At 51.4% G+C, this 23,633-nt stretch carries 27 protein-coding genes; 16 read left to right on the forward strand and 11 right to left on the reverse strand.

What is annotated here, in order from left to right:
• Positions 1–134 precede the first annotated feature (134 nt).
• Complete coding sequence (locus QMN38_RS10230) at positions 135–500, forward strand: VOC family protein (RefSeq protein WP_271441094.1); 366 nt, start codon at positions 135–137, stop codon at positions 498–500.
• A 23-nt stretch (positions 501–523) separates the two neighbouring features.
• Complete coding sequence (locus QMN38_RS10235) at positions 524–1,216, forward strand: helix-turn-helix transcriptional regulator (protein ID WP_323605004.1); 693 nt, start codon at positions 524–526, stop codon at positions 1,214–1,216.
• A 45-nt stretch (positions 1,217–1,261) separates the two neighbouring features.
• Here QMN38_RS10235 and QMN38_RS10240 read toward each other — a convergent pair whose 3' ends face one another.
• Complete coding sequence (locus QMN38_RS10240) at positions 1,262–2,143, reverse strand: nucleoside-specific channel-forming protein Tsx (RefSeq protein ID WP_271454028.1); 882 nt, start codon at positions 2,141–2,143, stop codon at positions 1,262–1,264.
• A 298-nt stretch (positions 2,144–2,441) separates the two neighbouring features.
• A complete protein-coding gene (locus QMN38_RS10245; protein WP_137384643.1) occupies positions 2,442–2,981 on the reverse strand; it encodes a SadB/YajI family lipoprotein in 540 nt (179 codons plus the stop codon).
• 154 nt (positions 2,982–3,135) lie between these two features.
• Here QMN38_RS10245 and nrdR point away from each other — a divergent pair, with 154 nt between their 5' ends.
• The 6 genes from nrdR to pgpA all read left to right on the forward strand — a co-directional run bounded on the left by nrdR (position 3,136) and on the right by pgpA (position 7,238).
• On the forward strand, positions 3,136–3,585 hold the full coding sequence (gene nrdR, locus QMN38_RS10250; protein WP_003021571.1) for a transcriptional regulator NrdR: 450 nt from the start codon (positions 3,136–3,138) through the stop codon (positions 3,583–3,585).
• Between the two features lie 3 nt (positions 3,586–3,588).
• The gene (gene ribD / locus QMN38_RS10255; protein ID WP_271450112.1) at positions 3,589–4,692 is read left to right on the forward strand and encodes a bifunctional diaminohydroxyphosphoribosylaminopyrimidine deaminase/5-amino-6-(5-phosphoribosylamino)uracil reductase RibD; all 1,104 of its coding nucleotides are present in this window, start codon (positions 3,589–3,591) and stop codon (positions 4,690–4,692) included.
• 86 nt (positions 4,693–4,778) lie between these two features.
• Positions 4,779–5,249: a 6,7-dimethyl-8-ribityllumazine synthase gene (gene ribH / locus QMN38_RS10260; RefSeq protein ID WP_003021575.1), complete on the forward strand. Its 471-nt coding sequence runs from the start codon at positions 4,779–4,781 to the stop codon at positions 5,247–5,249.
• A gap of 19 nt (positions 5,250–5,268) precedes the next feature.
• Positions 5,269–5,688: a transcription antitermination factor NusB gene (gene nusB / locus QMN38_RS10265; RefSeq protein WP_000801129.1), complete on the forward strand. Its 420-nt coding sequence runs from the start codon at positions 5,269–5,271 to the stop codon at positions 5,686–5,688.
• A gap of 76 nt (positions 5,689–5,764) precedes the next feature.
• Positions 5,765–6,742: a thiamine-phosphate kinase gene (gene thiL, locus QMN38_RS10270; protein WP_323605005.1), complete on the forward strand. Its 978-nt coding sequence runs from the start codon at positions 5,765–5,767 to the stop codon at positions 6,740–6,742.
• Positions 6,720–7,238, forward strand: a complete 519-nt coding sequence (gene pgpA, locus QMN38_RS10275; RefSeq protein ID WP_323605006.1) for a phosphatidylglycerophosphatase A — start codon at positions 6,720–6,722, stop codon at positions 7,236–7,238. The genes thiL and pgpA overlap by 23 nt, the downstream gene beginning before the upstream one ends.
• Positions 7,239–7,337: 99 nt before the next feature.
• On the opposite strand, the gene yajO is transcribed toward pgpA, so the two are convergent.
• Genes yajO through xseB form a run of 4 tightly spaced genes read right to left on the reverse strand, consistent with a single transcriptional unit; the run spans position 7,338 to position 11,398 of the window.
• Positions 7,338–8,312: a 1-deoxyxylulose-5-phosphate synthase YajO gene (gene yajO / locus QMN38_RS10280; protein WP_271450110.1), complete on the reverse strand. Its 975-nt coding sequence runs from the start codon at positions 8,310–8,312 to the stop codon at positions 7,338–7,340.
• Positions 8,313–8,368: 56 nt separating this feature from the next.
• Entirely contained in the window at positions 8,369–10,231 is a 1,863-nt protein-coding gene (gene dxs / locus QMN38_RS10285) for a 1-deoxy-D-xylulose-5-phosphate synthase (RefSeq protein WP_137384639.1), read from the reverse strand.
• 24 nt (positions 10,232–10,255) lie between these two features.
• Positions 10,256–11,155: a (2E,6E)-farnesyl diphosphate synthase gene (gene ispA, locus QMN38_RS10290; protein WP_271441087.1), complete on the reverse strand. Its 900-nt coding sequence runs from the start codon at positions 11,153–11,155 to the stop codon at positions 10,256–10,258.
• Positions 11,156–11,398, reverse strand: a complete 243-nt coding sequence (xseB, locus tag QMN38_RS10295; protein ID WP_096759458.1) for an exodeoxyribonuclease VII small subunit — start codon at positions 11,396–11,398, stop codon at positions 11,156–11,158.
• A 196-nt stretch (positions 11,399–11,594) separates the two neighbouring features.
• Here xseB and thiI point away from each other — a divergent pair, with 196 nt between their 5' ends.
• Positions 11,595–13,043, forward strand: coding sequence for a tRNA uracil 4-sulfurtransferase ThiI (gene thiI, locus QMN38_RS10300; RefSeq protein WP_137384637.1), 1,449 nt, complete (start codon positions 11,595–11,597; stop codon positions 13,041–13,043).
• A 36-nt stretch (positions 13,044–13,079) separates the two neighbouring features.
• Here the strand turns inward: thiI and QMN38_RS10305 are convergent, their stop codons facing one another.
• The gene (locus QMN38_RS10305) at positions 13,080–13,775 is read right to left on the reverse strand and encodes a helix-turn-helix domain-containing protein (RefSeq protein WP_323605007.1); all 696 of its coding nucleotides are present in this window, start codon (positions 13,773–13,775) and stop codon (positions 13,080–13,082) included.
• A gap of 168 nt (positions 13,776–13,943) precedes the next feature.
• Between QMN38_RS10305 and QMN38_RS10310 the strand changes: the two genes are divergently transcribed.
• Genes QMN38_RS10310 through QMN38_RS10320 form a run of 3 tightly spaced genes read left to right on the forward strand, consistent with a single transcriptional unit; the run spans position 13,944 to position 17,627 of the window.
• Entirely contained in the window at positions 13,944–16,277 is a 2,334-nt protein-coding gene (locus tag QMN38_RS10310; RefSeq protein WP_323605008.1) for a molybdopterin-containing oxidoreductase family protein, read from the forward strand.
• A 2-nt stretch (positions 16,278–16,279) separates the two neighbouring features.
• Positions 16,280–16,828, forward strand: coding sequence for a 4Fe-4S dicluster domain-containing protein (locus QMN38_RS10315; RefSeq protein WP_323605009.1), 549 nt, complete (start codon positions 16,280–16,282; stop codon positions 16,826–16,828).
• Positions 16,829–16,838: 10 nt separating this feature from the next.
• Positions 16,839–17,627, forward strand: a complete 789-nt coding sequence (locus QMN38_RS10320; RefSeq protein ID WP_271441084.1) for a dimethyl sulfoxide reductase anchor subunit family protein — start codon at positions 16,839–16,841, stop codon at positions 17,625–17,627.
• A gap of 39 nt (positions 17,628–17,666) precedes the next feature.
• Here QMN38_RS10320 and yajL read toward each other — a convergent pair whose 3' ends face one another.
• Both yajL and panE read right to left on the reverse strand, forming a co-directional pair.
• Positions 17,667–18,257 carry a protein deglycase YajL gene (gene yajL / locus QMN38_RS10325; protein ID WP_323605010.1) on the reverse strand — a complete coding sequence of 197 codons (591 nt, stop codon included), beginning with the start codon at positions 18,255–18,257 and terminating at the stop codon, positions 17,667–17,669.
• Positions 18,220–19,131, reverse strand: a complete 912-nt coding sequence (panE, locus tag QMN38_RS10330; RefSeq protein WP_271455958.1) for a 2-dehydropantoate 2-reductase — start codon at positions 19,129–19,131, stop codon at positions 18,220–18,222. The genes yajL and panE overlap by 38 nt, the downstream gene beginning before the upstream one ends.
• A gap of 174 nt (positions 19,132–19,305) precedes the next feature.
• Between panE and QMN38_RS10335 the strand changes: the two genes are divergently transcribed.
• Positions 19,306–19,797 carry a YajQ family cyclic di-GMP-binding protein gene (locus QMN38_RS10335; protein ID WP_003831002.1) on the forward strand — a complete coding sequence of 164 codons (492 nt, stop codon included), beginning with the start codon at positions 19,306–19,308 and terminating at the stop codon, positions 19,795–19,797.
• A gap of 46 nt (positions 19,798–19,843) precedes the next feature.
• Here QMN38_RS10335 and QMN38_RS10340 read toward each other — a convergent pair whose 3' ends face one another.
• Complete coding sequence (locus QMN38_RS10340) at positions 19,844–21,208, reverse strand: MFS transporter (protein ID WP_323605011.1); 1,365 nt, start codon at positions 21,206–21,208, stop codon at positions 19,844–19,846.
• A gap of 182 nt (positions 21,209–21,390) precedes the next feature.
• Between QMN38_RS10340 and QMN38_RS10345 the strand changes: the two genes are divergently transcribed.
• Genes QMN38_RS10345 through QMN38_RS10355 form a run of 3 tightly spaced genes read left to right on the forward strand, consistent with a single transcriptional unit; the run spans position 21,391 to position 22,675 of the window.
• Positions 21,391–21,873: an Hcp family type VI secretion system effector gene (locus QMN38_RS10345; protein WP_003021598.1), complete on the forward strand. Its 483-nt coding sequence runs from the start codon at positions 21,391–21,393 to the stop codon at positions 21,871–21,873.
• A gap of 11 nt (positions 21,874–21,884) precedes the next feature.
• A complete protein-coding gene (locus tag QMN38_RS10350) occupies positions 21,885–22,352 on the forward strand; it encodes an STM2901 family protein (protein WP_200000253.1) in 468 nt (155 codons plus the stop codon).
• Positions 22,352–22,675, forward strand: coding sequence for a DUF1493 family protein (locus QMN38_RS10355; protein ID WP_267445061.1), 324 nt, complete (start codon positions 22,352–22,354; stop codon positions 22,673–22,675). Before QMN38_RS10350 ends, QMN38_RS10355 begins: the two co-directional genes overlap by 1 nt.
• 57 nt (positions 22,676–22,732) lie before the next feature.
• Here QMN38_RS10355 and cyoE read toward each other — a convergent pair whose 3' ends face one another.
• Positions 22,733–23,623, reverse strand: coding sequence for a heme o synthase (cyoE, locus tag QMN38_RS10360; RefSeq protein WP_100194043.1), 891 nt, complete (start codon positions 23,621–23,623; stop codon positions 22,733–22,735).
• Positions 23,624–23,633: the final 10 nt, after the last annotated feature.

A 23,633-nucleotide genomic window follows, 5' to 3' on the forward strand; every position in this document is an offset into this window, starting at 1 on the left:
AAGGTCGGGATTTTTTTTGCCTGCGATTTAGCAGCAGACCATGATCTTTTTCTGTCGTCACATTACTGACAGTATGCTGTCAGTAGCCCTGTCTTATAGTCCTTCTGAGACTACTCACACAGGCAGGAGGATGTATGAAAAACGTTATTAACTGGTTTGAAATCCCCGTGGTACAAATGGATCGCGCCATCGCTTTTTATGAGCCAGTGATGCAGATTTCTTTGCGCCGGGAGAACATGGACTGCGCTGAGCTGGCCGTATTCCCGTATCAGGAGCCTGCTCCTGGTGGGGCGCTGGCTAAATTTGACGGTATTACGCCTTCAGCGCAGGGCGCTATTATTTATCTGCATACGGATGATTTAGTGGCAACGCTTGAACGCGTCGCTACCGCGGGCGGCCAGTGCGTGTTTGGCCCGATCGAACTGGGGCAGGATATTGGCACGATTGCGCTGTTTACTGACAGCGAAGGCAATCGTGTTGGTTTACATCAACCCGCGTAATATTTTCAGGACAGAGGACTAAAATGACCCGACGCGCCGACCGCTTGTTTCAGATTGTACAAATCCTGCGTGGCAGGCGAGTGACAACGGCGGCGCTGTTGGCAGAGCGTCTTGAGGTTTCTGAACGGACGATTTATCGCGATATCCGCGATCTCTCTTTATCCGGCGTGCCCATTGAGGGTGAAGCGGGCAGTGGCTATCGCTTAATGGCCGGGTTTGATCTGCCGCCGTTGATGTTAACGCATCACGAATCAGAAGCGTTGATGGTAGCGATTCGGCTGTTGAAAACATGGGGCGGGGATTCACTCTCACAAGCGCTGGAATCCGCGCAGGAAAAAGTGCTGGCGATATTGCCGCCAGAGAGTCGGCGCAGGGCCGAACAAACGCGGATTTTCGCACCAGATTTTGGTAATCAGCCGCATTCACGTAGTGCGTTCGATCTTATTCATCGCGCGGTTTCGGCGCAGCAGATTCTGGCGCTGCATTATCGCGATGAGTCCGGGAATCTCTCCTGGCGAGACGTTCAGCCGTTGGGGTTATTTTTCGGGGGCGAGCACTGGCTGCTGGTTGCATGGTGTGAGAATCGTGACGATTATCGCTGTTTTCGCGTTGATCGTTGTCTGAAGATCACGCCACTCGACAGGCATTTTCGCGAATCGGCGGATCGTTCGCTAAGTGACTTTTTACGTAAGGTACGCTGTGAAGATCAGCCATAAAAAAGCCAGCGGTTAAGCTGGCTTGTCTTTGATAAATTTACTGGATTAGAAGTTGTAACCTACAACCAGGTAACCACCCCAACCGGTAGAACGAACGTTTTCATTCATCCAGTTCAGATCCGCGTTATCGTTCCACTGACCACCGTTGTGCCAGTAACGGGCAACGACAGAATAATGCCAGTGGTCATAGTTTAGCGCCAGAATGTGGCTGGAGGCGATAGAGTTGTTAGTACGCTGTTTAATGCCATTCTCAGCGTAGGCGCTCTTATCACCCAGATCGGAACCCCAGTCAAAGTTGGTAAAACCGATGTAGCTCAGGTTACCGCCCCACAGTTCGGTAATCGGTACAAAGTACTTCACTTTGAAACGGTAGCCGTCCCAATCATTTTCGTTCTCAGCACCGTAGTTCTGCCACTGGTACTTAGCGTACACGTTCATGGACAGGCTCATCGGCAAGCCGGTGTCGATGTCGGTACCCAGACCCATGTACCAGGTACTCTGGCGGCCATCTTTGTTACGACCCATGTCGTAGATGTAGTTGTTCGCGAAATACCACTCTTTGAACGGACCGAAGCTCAGGTCGGTACCGGTTAGTTTGTCGATGGAGAAACGGGGTTCGATTTCCATGAACAGCGGAGAGCCGTGGTTCCAGATACCTTTCGCATCGGTGTTACCACCGAAGAATACCGGTGCATCCATGTAACCATAGAAGTCGAACCAATCTTTCTTGGCAAACGCTTCGTATTCCAGGTAGGTATCGTTACGGAGCTGCGGTCCGAAGCGAGTGTGGTAGCTACCCACAACGTTAACGCTCTGATGCCACCAGTCGGAAAGATATTGCGGTTTGTCATTTTCTGCCGCGTTTGCAACAGTAAATGACGAGGAGAGCGCCAGCACTGCACCGGCTGCAAGTAATGTTTTTTTCATATGTATGCCACTGTTTGAAATCCCTTTCGGGAGTGAAAAAGGCGCAAATTGCGTTTCTAAATATTTCGTATTTCTTCGGAGCTTATTATAAAAATCATTGTTCACAAAAATATGTCTTGTTTCACAGTTCTATCATTTACGTAATCGATTGCGTTCACGTTTGCGTACTTTAGGCGGCGAATTGTACTGGCTCCGATGAATGTTGCCAAGTTTTACTGGAAATATCGCTTATGTCAGAGGAGTAACAAAATGGGGCGGGTTGATGTTGCGAAACGCACAAAAACGTTCCGCAAAAAGTTTATTGACTAACAGGCTGGATGTCGTGGATGCGAACAAAACCTAACTGGTCAGGAGACAGTCCGTTTAGCTGCAACGGAATATCCACGTCGCTGGGGGCAAGGATACTTGCCGGGGCGTTTATCAACTGATTCTGTACATTCACTTCCTGGTAGTTGTCTGTGGTGCCCTGAATCTGTCCGTACTCTACAGTACCGCTAAAGGCAGGGAGCGGGGTATTCGATTCCCCCTGAATACGCAGTGTCAGGCGCGTTCCTGCCGCATTTGGCGCAATATTCACCAGCGACATACGCAACGTGCCGATCTGACTATCCAGCCGGGCAGGTGTTTTGGAACCGGGTAGCAGGTAAGCTCCACTGGTCGATTTGGCATTCAACATATTTTGTTGCGTAATTTTTACCGTTTCCTGATTGAGCTGCGTCATCTCTTTATTCAACGTGCTAACGCTTTGATGCATCTGGCGTACTTCGCTTTGTTGTGCACAGGCGCTGAGGCTAAAGAGGCTTCCCACCAGGAGAATTCTTAGGTAACGTCTTGTCATTGTGATTACTTCCTTCATTGTCGCGATAGCATAATGGTAGTGTGCGCAGAGCACGAAGGCATCGATCCTTTGTCTCAAAAGCGCTCCGCCTTTGTTGTCACGCCAGTTCAGGGTAAAATAGATTTCTGCGAACCACTAAGGTACAGGACGCCGTATGCATTGCCCATTCTGTTTCGCCGTAGACACTAAGGTAATTGACTCTCGTCTTGTGGGCGAGGGCTCTTCGGTACGCCGCCGCCGACAGTGTCTGGTCTGTAACGAACGTTTCACCACCTTTGAGGTGGCTGAACTTGTTATGCCGCGCGTTGTAAAAAGCAACGATGTGCGTGAACCCTTTAATGAAGAGAAGCTGCGTAGCGGCATGCTCAGAGCGCTTGAAAAACGTCCGGTCAGCGCTGATGACGTCGAAATGGCGTTAAACCATATAAAATCACAGCTGCGTGCGACAGGCGAGCGTGAAGTGCCGAGTAAGATGATTGGCAATCTGGTGATGGAGCAGTTGAAAAAGCTCGATAAAGTCGCTTACATCCGCTTTGCCTCGGTTTACCGGAGCTTCGAAGATATCAAAGAATTTGGCGAAGAGATTGCTCGCCTACAGGACTAAGCCATGCAGGATGAATTGTACATGGCGCGAGCGCTGAAGCTTGCTGCGCGCGGACGTTTTACTACTCACCCCAATCCCAACGTGGGCTGCGTGATTGTGAAAGATGGGGAAATCGTCGGTGAGGGGTACCACCATCGCGCGGGCGAGCCTCATGCCGAAGTCCATGCTCTGCGTATGGCGGGAGAAAAAGCGCAGGGGGCAACGGCCTATGTGACGCTTGAACCCTGTAGCCATCATGGTCGCACGCCGCCGTGCTGCGATGCGCTGATCGCCGCCGGTGTGACGCGTGTGGTTGCCGCTATGCAGGATCCCAATCCGCAGGTAGCAGGTCGTGGTCTCTACCGTTTGCAGCAGGCGGGCGTTGACGTCAGCCATGGCCTGATGATGAGCGAAGTTGAGCAGCTTAATAAGGGCTTTCTCAAACGGATGCGTACCGGATTCCCTTACGTACAGCTCAAGCTGGGTGCCTCGCTTGATGGGCGTACGGCGATGGCCAGTGGTGAAAGCCAGTGGATCACCTCGCCGCAGGCACGTCGCGATGTGCAACGCCTGCGCGCGCAAAGTCATGCCATTTTAACCAGCAGTGCCACGGTACTGGCGGATGACCCTCAGCTTACCGTTCGTTGGGAAGAACTGGGGGAGTCAACCCAGGCGAGTTATCCGCAGGAAAATGTGCGTCAGCCAATCCGAATTGTACTTGATAGCCAGAACCAGGTGACACCGGCGCATCGCATTGTGCAACAGCCCGGAGAAACCTGGATTGTCCGTACCCAGGACGATCCTCGCAGCTGGCCGGAAACGGTTCGTAGCCTGAAAGTGCCGGAACATAACGGGCATCTGGATCTGGTGGTGTTGATGATGCAGCTGGGCAAGCAGCAAATTAACAGCATTTGGGTTGAGGCCGGGCCAACACTCGCCGGTGCGTTATTACAGGCCGGCGTGGTGGATGAGCTAATCGTCTATGTTGCGCCTAAACTGTTAGGGAGCGATGCCCGAGGATTATGTGTGCTTCCAGGCCTTGAGAAACTGGCTGACGCCCCCCATTTCAAATTCAATGAAATACGCCATGTAGGTCCGGACCTTTGCCTGCATTTAGTGGGCGCATGATCTCCCGGTTCGAAAGGGAAGCAGCGCACAGATTATTATGATAAAATCCGCCCCCCTGCGGGGTCTAGTGAATCCGAAGGAAGAATATGAACATTATTGAAGCTAACGTTGCTACCCCGGACGCTCGCGTCGCCATCACCATTGCGCGTTTCAACAACTTTATCAATGACAGCCTGCTGGAAGGTGCGATCGACGCCCTGAAACGTATTGGTCAGGTTAAAGATGAAAATATTACCGTCGTTTGGGTTCCAGGCGCGTATGAGCTGCCGCTGGCGGCTGACGCACTGGCAAAAACCGGTAAATATGACGCGGTGATTGCGCTGGGTACGGTTATCCGTGGCGGTACCGCACACTTCGAATATGTGGCTGGCGGTGCAAGCAATGGCCTGGCGCATGTCGCTCAGGACAGCGGTATCCCGGTAGCCTTCGGTGTTCTGACCACCGAAAGTATTGAACAAGCCATCGAACGTGCTGGCACCAAAGCCGGCAACAAAGGCGCAGAAGCTGCACTGACTGCGCTTGAAATGATTAATGTATTGAAAGCCATTAAGGCCTGATTTTTGTAAGGGGAAATCCGTGAAACCTGCTGCTCGTCGCCGCGCCCGTGAGTGTGCCGTCCAGGCGCTCTACTCCTGGCAGTTGTCCCAGAACGACATCGCTGATGTTGAATACCAGTTCCTGGCGGAACAGGACGTAAAAGATGTCGACGTTCTGTATTTCCGTGAACTGCTGTCCGGGGTGGCGACTAACAGCGCGTACCTGGATGGACTGATGAAGCCTTACCTGTCTCGCCTGTTGGAAGAGCTGGGTCAGGTAGAAAAAGCCGTGCTGCGTATTGCGCTGTTTGAACTGTCTAAGCGTAGTGATGTGCCGTATAAAGTGGCCATTAACGAAGCGATTGAACTGGCGAAAACCTTCGGCGCTGAAGATAGCCATAAATTCGTCAACGGCGTACTGGATAAAGCAGCACCTGTGATTCGCCCCAACAAAAAGTGATCCCGAGGCCGGCTGGAGGGTGGAACCTGTTTCCACTTTCCCCGGCTTTTTCTTTTTTCCTGCTGAGGCATAACGTATGGCATGTGGCGAGTTTTCCCTGATTGCCCGTTATTTTGACCGCGTAAGAAGCTCTCGTCTTGATGTCGAAACCGGTATTGGCGACGATTGCGCACTTCTGAACATCCCTGAAAAACAAACGCTGGCGATCAGTACCGATACGCTGGTGGCAGGCAACCACTTCCTCCCCGATATTGATCCCACAGACCTTGCCTGGAAAGCGCTGGCGGTGAACTTGAGCGATCTGGCGGCGATGGGGGCTGATCCTGCATGGCTGACGCTGGCAATTACATTGCCTGATGTCGATGAAGCCTGGCTTGAAGCCTTCAGTGATGGCCTGTTTGAGCTCCTGAATTACTATGATATGCAGTTGATTGGCGGTGACACCACACGTGGGCCACTGTCGATGACGCTGGGTATTCATGGCTACGTCCCGGTTGGACGGGCCTTAAAACGCTCCGGTGCGAAGCCGGGCGACTGGATTTACGTTACCGGTACGCCGGGTGACAGTGCAGCCGGGTTGGCAATTTTGCAGCAGCGGTTGCAGGTTGCCGATGCACAAGATGCTGACTATCTGCTCAAGCGCCACTTGCGTCCCACGCCGCGAATTTTACAAGGGCAAGCCCTGCGCGACCTGGCGAGTGCCGCAATCGATCTCTCGGACGGTCTGATTTCAGATCTGGGCCATATCGTTAATGCCAGTGGCTGTGGTGCACGGATTAACGTCGATGCTCTGCCATTTTCCACAGCGTTTACCCAACACGTCGAGCCTGAACAGGCGTTGCGTTGGGCGCTCTCGGGCGGTGAAGATTATGAGTTATGCTTTACCGTACCGGAAATGAATCGTGGGGCGCTGGACGTCGCGCTGGGGCATCTCGGCACACCGTTTACCTGCATTGGGCAGATGAGTGCGGATGTGGAAGGCATTCATTTTACGCGTGATGGAAAACCCGTCACGTTCGACTGGAAAGGATATGACCATTTTGCCGCGCCTTAAAAAAGATGTCGCAAAAAGCCGTTTGAGCATGCGCAATCCGTGGCACCTGCTGGCTACCGGATTTGGCAGCGGATTGAGCCCGATTGTACCGGGCACCATGGGATCGCTGGCGGCGATCCCTTTTTGGTATTTAATGACATTTCTGCCGTGGCAACTCTATTCACTGGTGGTCATGCTGTCGATCTGTATTGGCGTCTATCTGTGCCATCAAACGGCAAAAGATATGGGCGTGCACGATCACGGAAGCATTGTCTGGGATGAGTTTGTCGGGATGTGGATAACCCTGATGGCGCTGCCGACCAACGACTGGCAGTGGGTTGCCACTGGGTTTGTGATTTTCCGTATTCTGGATATGTGGAAACCCTGGCCGATTCGCTGGTTCGATCGTAACGTACATGGTGGCACGGGGATCATGATCGATGATATCGTGGCTGGGATACTGTCCGCCGGGATACTGTACTTTATTGGCCATCACTGGCCGGTAGGCATCATTTAACCCCTTTTTGAGGCCGTTGTAGGCCGGATAAGCATAGCGTATCCGGCACTGATTGCCCGATGGCGCGGCACTTATCGGGCCTACGATCTACAACCGCGCTTATTTAAATCCCACCACCGGATGCTGTTTGTACGGCATTTCCAGTTCGGCAATGTGCTCTGGTTTCAGCGTTAAATCTACCGCGTTAAGTAATTCATCCAACTGTTCTTCACGCGATGTGCCGATAATCGGTGCGGCGACGCCTGGCTTGCTTAACAGCCATGCCAGAGCGACCTGCGCTCGTGTAGCGCCCAGTTCTTCACTGACGCCAGTCAATCGTGCAGCAATTTGCGCGTCGTTTTCATCACTTTCTTCGTACAGGTTTTTGCCGACTTCATCGGAAACCAGGCGTGCGGTGGTTTCTCCCCACGGGCGCGTCAGGCGACCACGCGCCAGCGGACTCCATGGGATCACCGCCACACCTTCCTGAGAGCAAAGTGGTAGCATTTCGCGTTCTTCTTCGCGGTAGATCAGGTTGTAGTGATCCTGCATGCTAACAAATTGTGCCCAACCGTGTTGTTTCTGCAGGGCCAGTGCCTGAGCAAACTGCGAAGCGTGCATGGATGATGCGCCGATGTAGCGCGCTTTTCCGGCTTTCACGACGTCATTAAGCGCTTCCAGCGTTTCTTCAATGGGCGTGTTGTAGTCCCAACGGTGAATTTGTAGGATATCGACATAGTCCATACCAAGACGCTTCAGACTGTCATCAATAGAACGCAGAATTTGCGCACGAGATAATCCTTCCGGCAGGTCGTCAACACGGTGAAAAACTTTGGTGGCTACTACGACGTCATCCCGACGAGCGAAATCGCGCAGCGCACGGCCGACAATTTCCTCACTGCTGCCTGCAGAGTAACTGTTTGCGGTATCGAAAAAGTTAATACCACCCTCAAGGGCATGTTTGATAATCGGGCGGCTACTTTCTTCTGGTAGCGTCCAGGCGTGATTGCCGCGATTGGGTTCGCCAAACGTCATGCAGCCCAGACAAAGGCGGGAGACCCGAAGGTCTGTTTTTCCTAAGGTGTTGTATTGCATAAATTCGCTCCTGCTTAGCGTGTTATTCATTAAGCATAGCAGGAGCGAGGGGGGGATTATGCCAGCCAGGCCTTGATTTTGGCCTCAATTCCGGCTGCATTCAGGCCCAGTTCGGCGCGAGCCTCGTCCTGAGTACCCTGGGGAATGAAGAAGTCAGGCAGGCCGATATTCAGTACCGGAACCGGCTTACGGTGCGCCATCAGCACTTCGTTTACACCGCTGCCTGCGCCGCCCATAATGGCGTTTTCTTCAATCGTCACCAGCACGTCGTGCTGTGCTGCCATTTCCAGAATCAGTGCTTCATCCAGCGGTTTCACGAAGCGCATATCGACCAGCGTTGCGTTCAGCGATTCCGCGACCTGAGCCGCTTCCGGCATCAGCGTACCGAAGTTCAGAATCGCCAGTTTCTCACCGTGACGCTTGACGATACCTTTGCCGATAGGCAATTGTTCCAGCGGCGTCAGCTCAACACCTACGGCAGTACCGCGTGGATAACGCACGACCGTTGGGCCATTGTTGTAGTGATAGCCGGTAAACAACATTTGGCGACATTCGTTCTCATCGCTCGGGGTCATAATGACCATTTCCGGGATGCAGCGCAGGAAGGAAAGATCGAACGCACCCTGGTGGGTTTGCCCATCGGCACCCACGATTCCTGCCCGGTCAACGGCGAACAGTACCGGCAGTTTCTGAATGGCAACATCGTGCAGCACCTGATCGTAGGCGCGTTGCAGGAACGTGGAATAGATAGCGACGATGGGTTTATAACCACCAATCGCCAGACCTGCAGCAAAAGTTACTGCATGCTGCTCGGCAATGGCCACGTCGAAGTAGCGATCCGGGAATTTACGGGAAAACTCCACCATACCGGAGCCTTCACGCATTGCCGGGGTGATCGCCATCAGCTTGTTGTCTTTTGCTGCAGTTTCACACAGCCAGTCACCGAAGATTTTTGAATAGCTCGGCAGACCGCCGCTGCTTTTCGGCAGACATCCGCTGGACGGATCGAATTTTGGCACCGCGTGGAAGGTGATCGGATCTTTTTCTGCTGGTTCGTAGCCACGACCTTTCTTGGTCATGATGTGCAGGAACTGCGGGCCTTTCAGATCCCGCATGTTTTTCAGCGTGGTGATAAGACCCAGCACGTCGTGACCGTCTACCGGGCCAATATAGTTAAAGCCCAGCTCTTCAAACAGCGTACCCGGCACAACCATGCCTTTAATGTGTTCTTCGGTACGTTTGAGCAGCTCTTTAATCGGCGGAACGCCGGAGAACACTTTCTTCCCGCCTTCGCGCAACGACGAATAGAGTTTTCCAGAGAGCAGTTGCGCCAGATGGTTATTCAGCGCACCGACGTTTTCCGAAATCGACATTTCGTTGTCGTTGAGGATAACCAGCATGTCAGGCTTAATATCGCCCGCATGGTTCATCGCTTCAAACGCCATCCCGGCGGTGATGGCACCGTCGCCAATGACGCATACGGTGCGGCGCTCTTTGCCTTCTTTCTCGGCGGCAACTGCAATGCCGATGCCTGCGCTGATAGAGGTTGAGGAGTGGCCAACGCTCAGTACGTCATACTCACTCTCGCCGCGCCACGGGAACGGATGCAGGCCGCCTTTCTGGCGAATAGTGCCAATCTTATCGCGGCGGCCGGTAAGAATTTTGTGCGGATAAGCCTGATGTCCCACATCCCAGATTAACTGGTCGAACGGGGTGTTGTAGACATAGTGCAGCGCGACGGTGAGTTCCACCGTGCCCAGACCAGAGGCGAAGTGCCCGCTGGAACGGCTCACGCTGTCGAGCAAATAGCGGCGCAGTTCGTCGCAAAGCTTAGGCAGGCTCTCTTTTGGCAGCAGTCTTAACTCCTGGGTGGAGTCGACCAACGCCAGGGTCGGGTATTTGGCTATATCAAAACTCATCGCAAGCTCATTGGATATGTTGGTTTATTTATCACGCTGGATTATGTAGTCCGCTAGCGCTTCCAGTGCCGAGGTATCGAGAGATTGTGCGGCCAGCAAACTTAACGACTGGCGGGCATCCTCAATTAAATCCCGGGCTTTATTCCGGGCTTGCTCAAGACCCAGAAGTGCAGGATAGGTACTTTTGCCAAGCTGCTGGTCGGCACCCTGACGTTTACCCAATGTTGCAGTATCGCCTACCACATCCAGTATGTCATCCTGAACCTGGAAGGCCAGACCGATACTTTCGGCGTATTTGTCGAGTATCGGCAGAAGTTCTCTCCCTTTATCTCCAGCACTTAACGCACCCAAACGAACGGCGGCGCGAATCAATGCGCCGGTTTTATGGCGGTGAATACGCTCCAGCGCCGCCAGTTCTACCTGCTGACCTTCTGCTGCCAGATCCAGCGCCTGACCGCCACACATACCGGCGATACCGCTGGCTTGAGCCAGTTCAGAGATCATGGCGATGCGGTCACGGTCGGTGACTTCTGGCATCGGGGCGTCGCTGATAATAGAGAACGCCAGCGTTTGCAGCGCATCACCGGCCAGAATCGCATTCGCTTCGCCAAACTTGACGTGGCAGGTTGGCAGACCGCGACGCAGATCATCGTCGTCCATCGCGGGTAAATCGTCGTGCATCAGCGAATAGGCATGGATGCACTCAACCGCGGCGGCGGGGGCGTCAAGCGTACTCAGGCTCACGCCAAACATCTGACCGGTAGCATAAACCAAAAATGGGCGCAGACGTTTGCCGCCTAATAATGCGCCATATTGCATGGTTTCGACCACGGGAGTGTTCTGAAAGGGCAGTGGCGCGATAAAACGGCTCAGTGCCTGGTTAGCCTGCTCAACGCAAGTCTGTAGCTGCTGCGTAAAATCCATTTACTCATTATCCGGTGTAAAAGGCGTGAGGGCGGCGTCTTCAGTTTCTGACAGCAGGATTTGCACGCGCTGTTCAGCCTGTTGCAATTTGACTTGTCCCTGACGTGCCAGCTGTACGCCACGTTCGAATTCGTTCAGCGCCTCTTCCAGCGGCAAATCGCCGCTTTCCAGACGGGTGACAATCTGTTCCAGCTCGCTCAGCGCAGTTTCAAAACTGGCGGGCGCTTCATTTTTCTTCGGCATAATGAATGTCTGACTCTCTGTATTGACAGCACAAGACTATGGTAACGGACTCGCACTGATAAGCAAATAACGCGCAATGTGCACAGTAGCCGCGCGATGGTGGTATACTTGCGCGCCTGGATGCAGTCGCGGGTATGGGCTGCTGTATTATTTTCCATCACAAGTCGTTCAGACTTGCCAAAGAACCATTGCCGCCATGAAGTTTATCATTAAATTGTTCCCAGAAATCACCATCAAAAGCCAATCTGTGCGTTTGCGCTTTATAAAAATTCTGACAGGGAACATCCGTAACGTTTTAAAGCACTACGATGAAGACCTTGCCGTTGTCCGTCACTGGGATCACGTTGAGGTTCGCGCCAAAGATGAAAGCCAGCGTCTGGATATTCGTGACGCGTTAACCCGAATCCCGGGTATTCACCATATTCTCGAAGTAGAAGACGTGCCGTTTACCGATATGCACGATATTTTCGAGAAAGCACTGGTGCAATACCGCGATCAACTGGAAGGAAAAACCTTCTGTGTGCGCGTCAAGCGCCGCGGCAAGCATGAGTTTAGCTCCATCGAGGTGGAACGTTATGTTGGCGGCGGACTGAATCAGCATATTGAATCTGCGCGCGTGAAGCTGACGAAGCCGGATGTGACGGTTAATCTTGAAATCGAAAACGACCGTCTGCTGCTGGTTAAAGGCCGCTATGAAGGTATCGGCGGTTTCCCGATTGGTACACAAGAAGACGTTCTGTCGCTGATCTCCGGTGGTTTTGACTCCGGTGTGTCCAGCTACATGCTGATGCGTCGCGGCTGCCGCGTACACTATTGCTTCTTCAACCTCGGCGGCGCAGCGCATGAAATCGGCGTTCGCCAGGTGGCGCATTATCTGTGGAACCGTTTTGGTAGCTCACATCGCGTACGCTTTGTTGCTATCAACTTTGAGCCGGTAGTCGGTGAGATCCTGGAAAAAGTCGACGACGGCCAGATGGGCGTGGTCCTTAAGCGCATGATGGTCCGTGCGGCGTCTAAAGTGGCTGAACGCTATGGCGTACAGGCGCTGGTGACCGGTGAAGCGCTGGGCCAGGTGTCCAGCCAGACGCTAACCAACCTGCGCTTGATCGATAACGTTTCGGATACGCTGATCCTGCGTCCGCTAATCTCTCATGATAAAGAGCACATCATTAATCTGGCGCGTGAAATCGGTACTGAAGACTTCGCCCGTACCATGCCGGAATACTGCGGTGTGATTTCAAAAAGCCCGACGGTGAAAGCGGTTAAAGCGAAGATTGAGGCCGAAGAAGAAAACTTCGATTTCTCGATCCTCGATAAAGTGGTTGAAGAAGCGAACAATATTGACATTCGCGACATCGCCCAGCAGACGCAGCAGACCGTGGTGGAAGTTGAAACCGTGAGCGGCTTCGGTCCGAACGATGTGATTCTGGATATTCGCTCCGTGGATGAACAGGATGACAAACCGCTGAAGGTGGAAGGTGTGGACGTGGTTTCTCTGCCGTTCTACAAGTTGAGCACTAAATTCGGCGATCTGGACCAGAATAAAACCTGGCTGCTGTGGTGTGAACGCGGGGTGATGAGCCGCCTGCAGGCGCTGTATCTGCGCGAGCAGGGCTTTGAAAACGTAAAAGTGTATCGTCCGTAATTGTGGTTTGCCCCGGCTTTATGCGCCGGGGCAACGCTAATCTTGCGGCTGAAGTGATGCAATGCTGTTGACCAATTGATTAGCAATCTGCGGAATAGCTTCGGCACTAAAAAAACCCATCGTTACAGCAATTGCAATGAGCTCACCTTTACTACTCTGAAGCGGACAAGCGATAGATTGCGCTCCAGGGATCCCCTGAGTTGGGTTGTAACGCACGGCATATCCCTGCGATATTATTTGTTTAATTAACTGTTTCTGCGCCGGGTTTTGCGCCTGATAACCAGAAAAACTCATAAAAATTTGCCCTGCTGCACTGGCATGAAGTGGAACCTGCGTATTGGGCAGAAAATCGATATCGACGTTTCGAAAACTGCGATTGTAATGTTTGAGTATTAATCCGTTATCAGAGACAACGACGACTCCAGTAGAGTGGTTAAAGGTATCGCGAAAAGCAACCAGCATAGCGTTGAGCTCGTTAATCGCATTGCGTGTACCCGTTGGCGTCCCAGCCAGCTGCAGTGCAGTTGCACCCAGGCTGTAAAGCCCCTTTTCGTTTTGACATAGCATGCCTGTTCGGCAAAGTGAAACCAGATATTTGTGTAACCTGCTTTTCGACAAACCACATCCAGTAGCGATATCGATTGCCCTCGCTTGACCATTTTGACTGGCAACAAATGTCAAAATGCTGACGGCTATATCAACCGAATTTACCCCTTGTGATGTTTCAGTCATATGCGTTCTCTTTTTAGATACCTAGCGATTATATCATCGAGTCAGAAACAGGACTGCTTTCGCAATTCAAAAAGATCACTACCTCTAAGTGATTAGATCATGATTCACCTCAAGTTAATCATTAGTGAACCTTGATTCACTAATGATTAACTTTATGGAGGGGAAACCATGGATGCTTTGAGCAATATACGTTTAAAAAGAAGAACCCTGTTAAAAGGGCTAGGTGTAGTGGGTTTAGCTACATTAGGGCCAACCTTTCTCGGATTACGCCAGGCCAACGGTGCGCCGTTGCCCCGGTTTCGTCTTCAGCAATCGGATTACATGACATTTCGTTCGACCTGCGCAATGGAATGTCTGCATTGCAATCTGACTGCTTATGTCTGGAAAGATCGCTTGATGAAAATTGAAGCAACGAAAGGTTTTAACGTGAAATGTTGCTTACGAGGAATTAGCCGAACGAAGTGGGTGTACCACCCTCTACGTTTGACGCAACCGCTGCTGCGTACGGGGGAGAAAGGTGAGGGGAAATTTAAGCCAATTTCCTGGGATGCCGCACTGGATCTCATTGAAAAGAAAATCAGAGACACAATCGCGAGTGATGGCAATAAAGGCTTATTGTTAACTGCCGCCTCAGGGAACATGGACTCTATCAAGAATGATATGGGGAAAGCATTTTTTGATTATCTTGGCGGATCGACAAAACATGCTGGTTCACTATGTTGTGCTGCCGTCACCGCCGCGATGATACCAATGGTGGGTTTACGCTATGCGGATACCCGAGACACGATACCAGCAAGCCGCTATATCCTCTGCTGGGGAAATAACCCTGCCGTCACGATGCATGCTTACTTCAAGGATTATTCACACGCGCAACGTAACGGGGCGCGCATGGTCGTTATCGATCCCCGTTTTAACGAAACCGCAGCTAAAGCGGATGAGTGGGTGCCTATTGTGCCGGGGACTGATATCGCACTGGCGCTGGGGATGATCAACATCATTATGCAGGAAAAACGCTATGACGCGGATTTTCTGCGAGCGCACACCGGTGCGGTTTATCTGGTGGATGGACAACAGAAGTTAATGCGAGCCGACCCGCAGGATTCGGACAGTTATCTGGTGTTTGATACCCTGACACAAAGCGTGAAGCGACATGATGCGCCGGGCGTTATTCCTGCATTGCTGAATGATGAACTGCCCAACGAGAGTGATTTTACGACCGTACTGGATAACGTTTGGGCGCAGGCTAAGCCCTGGACAACACAGAAAGTCGAGCAGGAAACGGATGTGCCAGCGCAAACGGTGTTACGCTTGGCGCGAGACTATGCTTCCACGCAGCCTGCGATGATTGTTCAGAATATGTCTGGAGCGCAGAGAACCGAATTTGGTACTTACGTAGCTGCCAGCCAATTTTATCTGGCGCTGATAACCGGCAATATCGGTAAGCCTGGTGCTGGGGTCTGTGATGCGGGCGGGGTCAGGCAAATGGCGAAATTTTCGCCCATTATCCCCCCCGCGCCAAATGCTGCCAAAATTCCATCGATCCCCATTTCTAAAATTGGGGACTGGATCGTTAACGAAAAACCTCATCCAATAAAATTCTGGTGGAACATGACACTGGGGGCAATGACGCAGTTGCCGAATACAAATCAGGTCAGAGAAGCCTTTAAAAAAGTGCCATTTGTCGTGGTGGCAGACAATTTGATGAGTTCGTCTGCACTGTATGCCGATTTGGTGCTGCCCGTGACGACCATTTTTGAAGATGTCAGTTTAATGGCGGGGGTTCGCAGCCACTATGTACAACTGATGGAGAAAGCGGTGGAACCACCGGGAGAAGCTAAACCGGATTACTGGATTTTTGCACGCCTGGCCGAGCGTTTTGGATTTGGAGACGTCTTTAATCAGCCCATTGAACATTACATTGATACTTGCCTCAAAGGGTCGGGTATCACCCGCGAAATGTTAAAAAAAGGGCCGGTATGCCCCGTTAAAGAAGACTGGACCCCCTTTAAGGATGGGCAGTTTTGTACCTCAACCGGAAAGGCGCATTTTTATATTGAGGAGTGGGCCAAAAAAGACTTCCTGCCGGTAGTGACCTGGAAACAGGTGAAAGAGTCAGTGAAAGGTTCACCTGAGCTGGCAAGCCACTATCCGTTAATGGCGGTACAGCGCAAACTGGCACGTAGCGTACATTCGAGCCACGGTATGAATGAATGGATCCTCGAGGTTCAGCGTAATCGTCCAAACGTTATGATTCACCCAGAAGATGCCCATAATCGTCAGATCCAGGCTGGAGAGTGGGTTGTTGTGTTTAATCATCGTGGAGAGCATAGAGCAATTGCCGATGTCACAACGCATATAAAACGGGGAGTTGTGAGCCTGGATAACGGCTGGTGGGAGCAACAGGGGGGAAGTAGCAGCCACGTCACCAACGATCAGGTCGAGTTGTTGGGCAATGGACACTGTTGTAACAGTACGTTAGTTGACGTGAGAAGGGAGGCTTAATCATGACGAAACAGTATGGATTTCTTATTGATATGCAAAACTGCTATGGCTGTAAAACCTGCAGCATGGCCTGCAAATCAGAAAATATGACGCCGCTTGGTGTGTTGTGGCGGCGGGTGCGTGAGCGCAATACGGATGAACCTAATACTCAAGCTTTTATCAGCATGTCGTGTAACCATTGCGATGACCCTCAGTGCATGAAAGTGTGCCCTGCCGGGACTTATACCAAACGAGCTGACGGGATTGTTTTACAGGACCACGAACGTTGTATCGGTTGCCAGATGTGTATTATGGCCTGCCCCTGGAGTGCACCGGTTTACGATGCGGAAGAGGGGAAAACCAGTAAATGTAATTTGTGTGCGGAACGCCTGGATGAAGGTTTGCAACCACGCTGTGTCGAATCGTGTCCCGCGGGGGTTTTACGATTTGGCGAGATAGAAGATCTTCGCAAAGAGCATACCACCCAATGGACGGTACTAGAGAAGCGCTACAACTTACCCGATCACAATATCAGTAAGCCCAATATTGTGATTATTGCGCCACGGGACTGAGGAGAGAGAAATGGAACACTATGAATTGCCATTAGTCTTTTTTACGGTCTTCGCTCAATGGGGGATTGGTGGTGTCCTGGCACTAACGTTGTGTCAGAATTTTGGTACGCTGAAATTCAATGCTGAACAATATCGTCGGCTGGCGCTGTTATTTTGGGTCATCACTGTGCTGGGTTCTTTGGCATCCCTTGTACACTTGGGAACACCTACTGGCGCATACCGCTCAATAGCTGGGTTGGGAATATCCTGGTTGAGCCGGGAAGTGGTGGCATTTATCGTATTGAATGCCGTGATATTTTGTTGGCTAGCGCTATGCTGGCTCAAGCCTGAGCACCCTGGAGTGAATCTTCTGGGTGGCGTAACGGCGCTTGTTGGTCTTGTGTCAATTTTTGTGACGTCTCAGGTCTATTACCAAATGGCACTACACCCGCTTTGGCATACTCTGGCCACGCCGCTTGGCTTTCTGGCAACGGCGGTGTTGCTGGGTTTTATGAGTGTGGCGGTAGCAGGTGGCTATTGGCATAAATCCTCCTCACCGGTGTGTAATGCAGGGATCATAATTGGAATCGTGTTGACGGCGAGCGGGTTGTGGTTTCGCTATCATGTGCCTGGCGCTGATGCGTCAAGTCCTCTGCTATGGTGGCAGCTATTTTCCAGCATCTGTGTTGCTGTGTGGGGAATATCGCGTCTGAACTATAGCCAGCAGAGTTGGGTATGGGTCGTATTAATGGCGACGGGTGAACTGGCGGGAAGAATGTTGTTTTATAGCAACGTTATGAGCGGAGCACCTTGGTTTTAAATCTTTTACCGGATGGTTTCAACCATCCGGTAAGCATGTTTATTCGTAGTAGTTATAAATGCCTGCAGCCATCACCAGTTGTGACGCCACTTCATGAGCTTTTTCTCGCCCGACCAGTAGATCGATAATTTTTAAGCCAAAATCGATGGCGGTACCCGGTCCCTGGCTGGTTAACAGGTTGACGCGTGGATCCCATACGACGCGCTTGTCCTGCCATTGTTCAGATGGGATTTTGTCTTTCAGCGCCGGGAAACCAGTCATATTACCGATGGGGAAAATATCGTGCGGGACGAGCACGGTGGCGGCAGCGGCACAAATTGCGGCGACAATACGTCCGGAACGATGGAATTGCTTCACCGTTTCGATAAGCAACGGGCTGTCACGAAAACATTCAGCGCCTTTAATGCCACCCGGCAACACGATAATGTCGAAATCGCTGTCCGCAACTTCGACCAGGGGCGCATCAGCCAGTAACTTCACGCCACGCGAACAGACAATCGTCAGGTTGCCATCGCTGGCGACGCTTGCGGTCGTGACCTTAATGCCGCCACGAACCAGCAGATCGATAGTAGTGACCGCTTCGGTCTCTTCACTACCAGGGGCGAGGCAAACCAGTGCCTGAGCGCTCATACTCACTCTCCTTTCGCTTTACCATTTCAAACAGGCGGGCATTTTCCGGGACGGCGATGCCGTGCGCACGTGCGCGTTTTAACAAATAACCGGTAATGTAGTCGATCTCCGTATGACGCAAGGCACGAATGTCCTGCAGCATCGATGAGATATTTTCTGCCGTGCTGTCAATCACTTGCTCGACATAATAACGTAAATCATCCGCTGATGTGTGATGACCTTCGCGCTCAATGACCGCCGCCACTTCCTCGCATATCAATGCTATTTTTTCTGGATGCTGACGCAGTTCGCCGTTGGGACAGTTCCAGAGTGCGGTGAGTGGGTTAATGACACAGTTCACAGCCAGCTTACGCCACAGCTCAGCGCGAATAGTGTTGTGCCAGGCGACATCGGGCAGGACATCTTGCAGGATTTCAGCCAGATAGCTGAAATCGCCATCTTGTTCACGTGCCGGGCCAATACGCGTTGTACCCTGGGCAACATGAATAATGACGTTCCCATCACGGCGTGCCGCGTGAGTGGTGGTGCCCATCAGCAGAGGTTGCTTAATGTTATGCAACTCTTCAATCGTTCCCATGCCGTTGTGAATTAACAGAATGGGCGTGGTTTCAGGCAGAATAGCGGCCAGGCTTTTGACTGCGTCAGAAACCTGCCAGGCTTTCAGGGTAACCAGCAGCAGGTCGCTTTTTGCCAAAAAGTCGGGGTCGTTTGCCGTCAGGGATTCATTAAAAACTGACCCATCCGTGTCGATCAGGTTTACGCTGCAATAGGGTTGCGGTACGCGTAGCCACCCCTGCACCTCATGTCCATGTTTGCATAGCGCGGTAAGCCACAGCTGTCCTAACGCTCCGCATCCCAGTACGGTAATTTTCATTCTTCCTCCTCACCTGCAACAGCACCAGGTGTTAATCCATATCCGCTACATCCCATTATTGTTCGCAGCTATCAGTACCACGTACAATTAAAGGATACAGCCTAGTATAGCGCTGTCTGTTGAGTAACTTTGCAGGTATTATGCTTCGCATCAAAAATGAAGGGAGAGGAAAAGATGCCATCTTTCGATATTGTTTCTGAAGTTGATCTTCAGGAAGCCCGTAACGCGGTCGATAATGCCAGCCGCGAAGTGGAGTCACGCTTCGATTTTCGTGGCGTTGAGGCCACCTTTGAGCTGAACGAGTCAAATAAGACGATTAAGGTGCTGAGCGAGTCTGATTTCCAGGTTAATCAGTTGCTGGATATTTTGCGTGCCAAACTGCTGAAACGTGGTATTGAAGGCACGTCGCTGGATGTACCAGAAACTTTCGTGCACAGCGGTAAAACCTGGTTTGTCGAAGCTAAGCTGAAGCAAGGCATTGAAAGCGCAGTGCAGAAGAAAATCGTCAAGCTGATCAAAGACAGCAAACTGAAGGTGCAGGCACAGATTCAGGGTGAAGAAATTCGTGTAACCGGTAAGGCGCGTGACGATCTGCAATCCGTTATGGCGCTGGTTCGCGGTGGCGATCTCGGCCAGCCGTTCCAGTTCAAGAACTTCCGCGATTAAGTCGTTATGTCAGATGGCGTGAGCCGCCATCTGACAAATCTCATCTTCAAGCCTGGCTAATCGTCTGTTCAACTTCAAATCGATTCGTCACTTTACTGTCGATCTTCACGTAGGCCGAATGCTCTTTTGCCACCAGTAATACTTCACTGACGCCTTCTTTTGCCAGCAGGCGCTGTTTAAGAGAGTCATCTGCTGCAATCTCTGACGGGATCTCAATACGCAGACTGCTGACATACGGCGGCTCTTTCATTGTACTTGCCACCGCCAACCAAACTGCCGCCAGAAGCGCACCGGCCAGGAATACGGCCTGACCATCAAACATTTCGACCACCCAACCGCCGAGCGAACCGCCAATCGCCACGCCAAGAAACTGGCTGGTGGAGTAAACGCCCATCGCCGTGCCTTTATAGCCTGCGGGGGACTCTTTGCTGATAAGCGAGGGGAGGAGGGCTTCCATCAGGTTGAAGGCGAGGAAGAATATTTGCACGCCGGCAATCAGACCCCAGAAACGAATGTTAGTGCTCCACAATACAATCTCTGCGATAAGGATCAGTAACACGCAGGCGAGGAACACGCGTTTCATCTTGCGCTTCACTTCGGCGTAAATGATGAACGGCACTACGGAAACAAAGGACAGCAGCATCGTCACCAGATAAATTTTCCAGTGCTCTGCGGCGGGGAAGCCCGCTTTTGCCAGTTGGCCTGGTAAGGCGACGAATGTGGACATCAGTAAAATGTGCAGACACATGATGCCGAAATTGAGCTTCAGCAGTTTGGGCTCCGCCAGCACTTTGCTGAAGCTGCCTTTTACCATGCCCGACTCGCGGTTCAGCACGTGGGTAGTGCTATTGGGAACGACCCAAATGGTTAGCACAATACCCGTGGTAGCAAGAGCTGCGATCATCCAGAACAGCGCGTGTAGTCCCAGCGCATGGGTAACGATCGGCCCCAATACCATCGCAATGGCGAAAGTGATACCAAAGCTAACACCGATGAACGCCATTGCTTTTGTGCGGTTTTGTTCACGCGTTAAGTCTGACAGCAGCGCCATCACGGCGGCGGCAATCGCCCCGGAACCCTGCAGCGCACGACCGAGAATAATGCCCCAGATGGAGTCCGACAGTGCGGCAATCACGCTACCGAAGACGAATATTGCTAGTCCGCCAACAATAAGGGGCTTTCGACCGATGCGGTCAGAGACCAGTCCAAAAGGGATCTGGAAGACGGCTTGCGCCAGACCATATATGCCGATGGCAAGGCCAATTAGCGCTTCGCTGGCACCCTGTAGCGCCATACCGTACGTGGTCAGAACCGGCAGGACCATAAACATGCCAAGCATGCGCAACGAGAATACGGTCCCTAAACCCCAGGTGGCGCGCAACTCACCGGGCGTCATTTTGTAATCGTTCATTCCCACCTCTGTATTAATTTCGCGCCTAGTGTAAAGCGGGGAAGGAATGGGGTAAACCACTACGATATGTGGAATTGTGTAGCGGGAAAATTGAAATAGTTACAATTGCAACTAATTTACTTGCGATAATTACAGGTGTAGTCTTTTTGTGGTTGTTTCTAATGGAAAGAGGGAAAAGGAAAATGGCGATTCCAGGCAATATGTGGATTTATGACGATGGTGGCGCGTTGATTAAGGGCGGGTGTGACGTAAAGGGAAGAGAATACAGTATTGAATTTAAAGGTTTTCATCACAATCTCTCTATTCCCACCGATAATGCAACGGGTAAACCAACAGGCACACGTCAACATTCACCGATGATGATAGTCAAAGAGTTTGACTACTCGAGTCCCTATTTATACAAAGCTGTTGCTTCTGGTCAGAATCTTAAGTCTGCAGAGATTCGTTGGTACAAAATCAATGATGCGGGTCAGGAAGTGGAGTATTTCAACATGCTGCTCGAGGGCGTGCGGATTGTCTCGGTCTCTCCTACGATGGCTGGGCCAGAAGACAAAAACAACAATCACCTTGAGACCATAGAGTTACGCTACGAAAAAATCACCTGGAAGCATTGCGATGGGAACATTATCTATACCGACGCATGGAATGACCGGCAGACGGCATAATGGGTGATTGAATGGACACCACTGAAGAAGTGAATGGAACCTATTGGTATCATGGTCACGCTAACGTAACGTCGGGTGAGCTGTTTGATTTGATATTCATTGAGCAGTTGGCAGATTCATTAGGTATCACTACGGAAGCTGTTACGCTGGTTTTGATCGGTCAACCATTTATTCCTGTCAAAGGAAAACTATCAGCAGCCACTAACACCCCAGGCACTAGTATTGCGTCAATTCTATGTAGAAAACTTCTGAAAGGGGCTCGGTTCCCGTTTGGTTTAAGGCTACACGCTCCTATGGGGAAGTTTTCCAAATTGAAGATGGTTCCAACAAACCAAATAGCAACTTACATAGGCCGTTGGGTTCCTTTTGTCGGGCATGCTCAGTTAATCGTGCTTTTGTTTGCGGTGACAAAACACACCCGCGATAAATACAATCTCATCGCACGACCCAAAGATCGCATACAGTGGACATCCTTCTGATGAGAAATTATGAAGCTGAAGTTATTGAGTACATCATGAAGAATTACCCAATCAGGGAACGTTGGTTCAGACCTGGTCTTAAGCAGGTCACTAAAGAATGGACCCTTGAGGATGATTTTCAGTTTGTTCCGGAAGATGCGTATGATTTTTTAGCTGATTTATTTGAGCATTTTAATATTGAATACTCGAAGTTTGATGGAAGGAATTATATTGAACAAGAATACCCTTTCTGGCGAAAAGATCCTCCTGAAATTGAGTTAAAGCCTTTGACAGTAGGTATGATTATCGAGTCAGCAAAGGCTGGGAAATGGCTCTATGACTGAATAATATTCCTGCCAATAAAAAGGGTGCCGGAGCACCCTTTTCGTATCTGCAGATTCTTACCAGACGTAAGTCAGCAGGTTCTGCGAGTTTGGCACCATAAAATCGACGGACATCATCACGGAAAGCGCGGTAATGGCGATGATGGAGAAACCGAACAGCTTGCGCGCCCAGACTCTGTCATCTTCCACTTTATAACCGCGCAGCGCCATGCCCAACCACCAAACGCTCACCGCCGCTGCAACAATCAGGTATTTATATCCTGCATAGCCGCCCAGGGTTAGCATCAGCGTGGCAATAGCAAACGCCACGATGTACAGCGTGATATGGTTTTTCGCGACCGAAATACCTTTCACCACCGGCAGCACTGGGATGTTGGCCGCCTGATAATCCTTGAAGCGGAAAATCGCAATCGCGTAAGAGTGCGGCATCTGCCACAGGCTGAAAATAGCCAGCAGAATCAACGCACCGCTATCGAATACACCGGTTACGGCGCAGTAGCCAATCACCGGCGGCGCAGCGCCGGAGAGTGAGCCAATCAGCGTACCGTAAACGGAATGACGCTTCATATACAGGCTATAAACGCCTACATAAACCACGAAGCCCATTACCCCCAGCCAGCAGGCCAGAGGGTTCGCGCCAAACCACAGCAGCATAAAGCCAGCAATACCCAGCAAGGTGGCGTATACCAGCGAGACCGCAGGGGATATCAGACCTTTAACCAGCACGCGGTTTTTGGTCCTCTCCATCTTCCTGTCGATATCCCTGTCGATGTAGTTGTTAAATACACAACCTGACGCCACAACCAGTGACACCCCAACCAACGTGTAGATAAACAGGGGATAATCAATGCTGCCCTTCGAGGCCAGCAGGAACCCCCCAATCACCGAGATCAGGTTGCCAAAGATGATGCCTGGTTTCGTTACTTGCAGGTATTGCTTAAACATCATAATCGCCGCT

The organism is Citrobacter sp. R-1.5.2 (genome assembly GCF_035064245.1).
Classification (GTDB): Bacteria; Pseudomonadota; Gammaproteobacteria; order Enterobacterales; family Enterobacteriaceae; genus Citrobacter.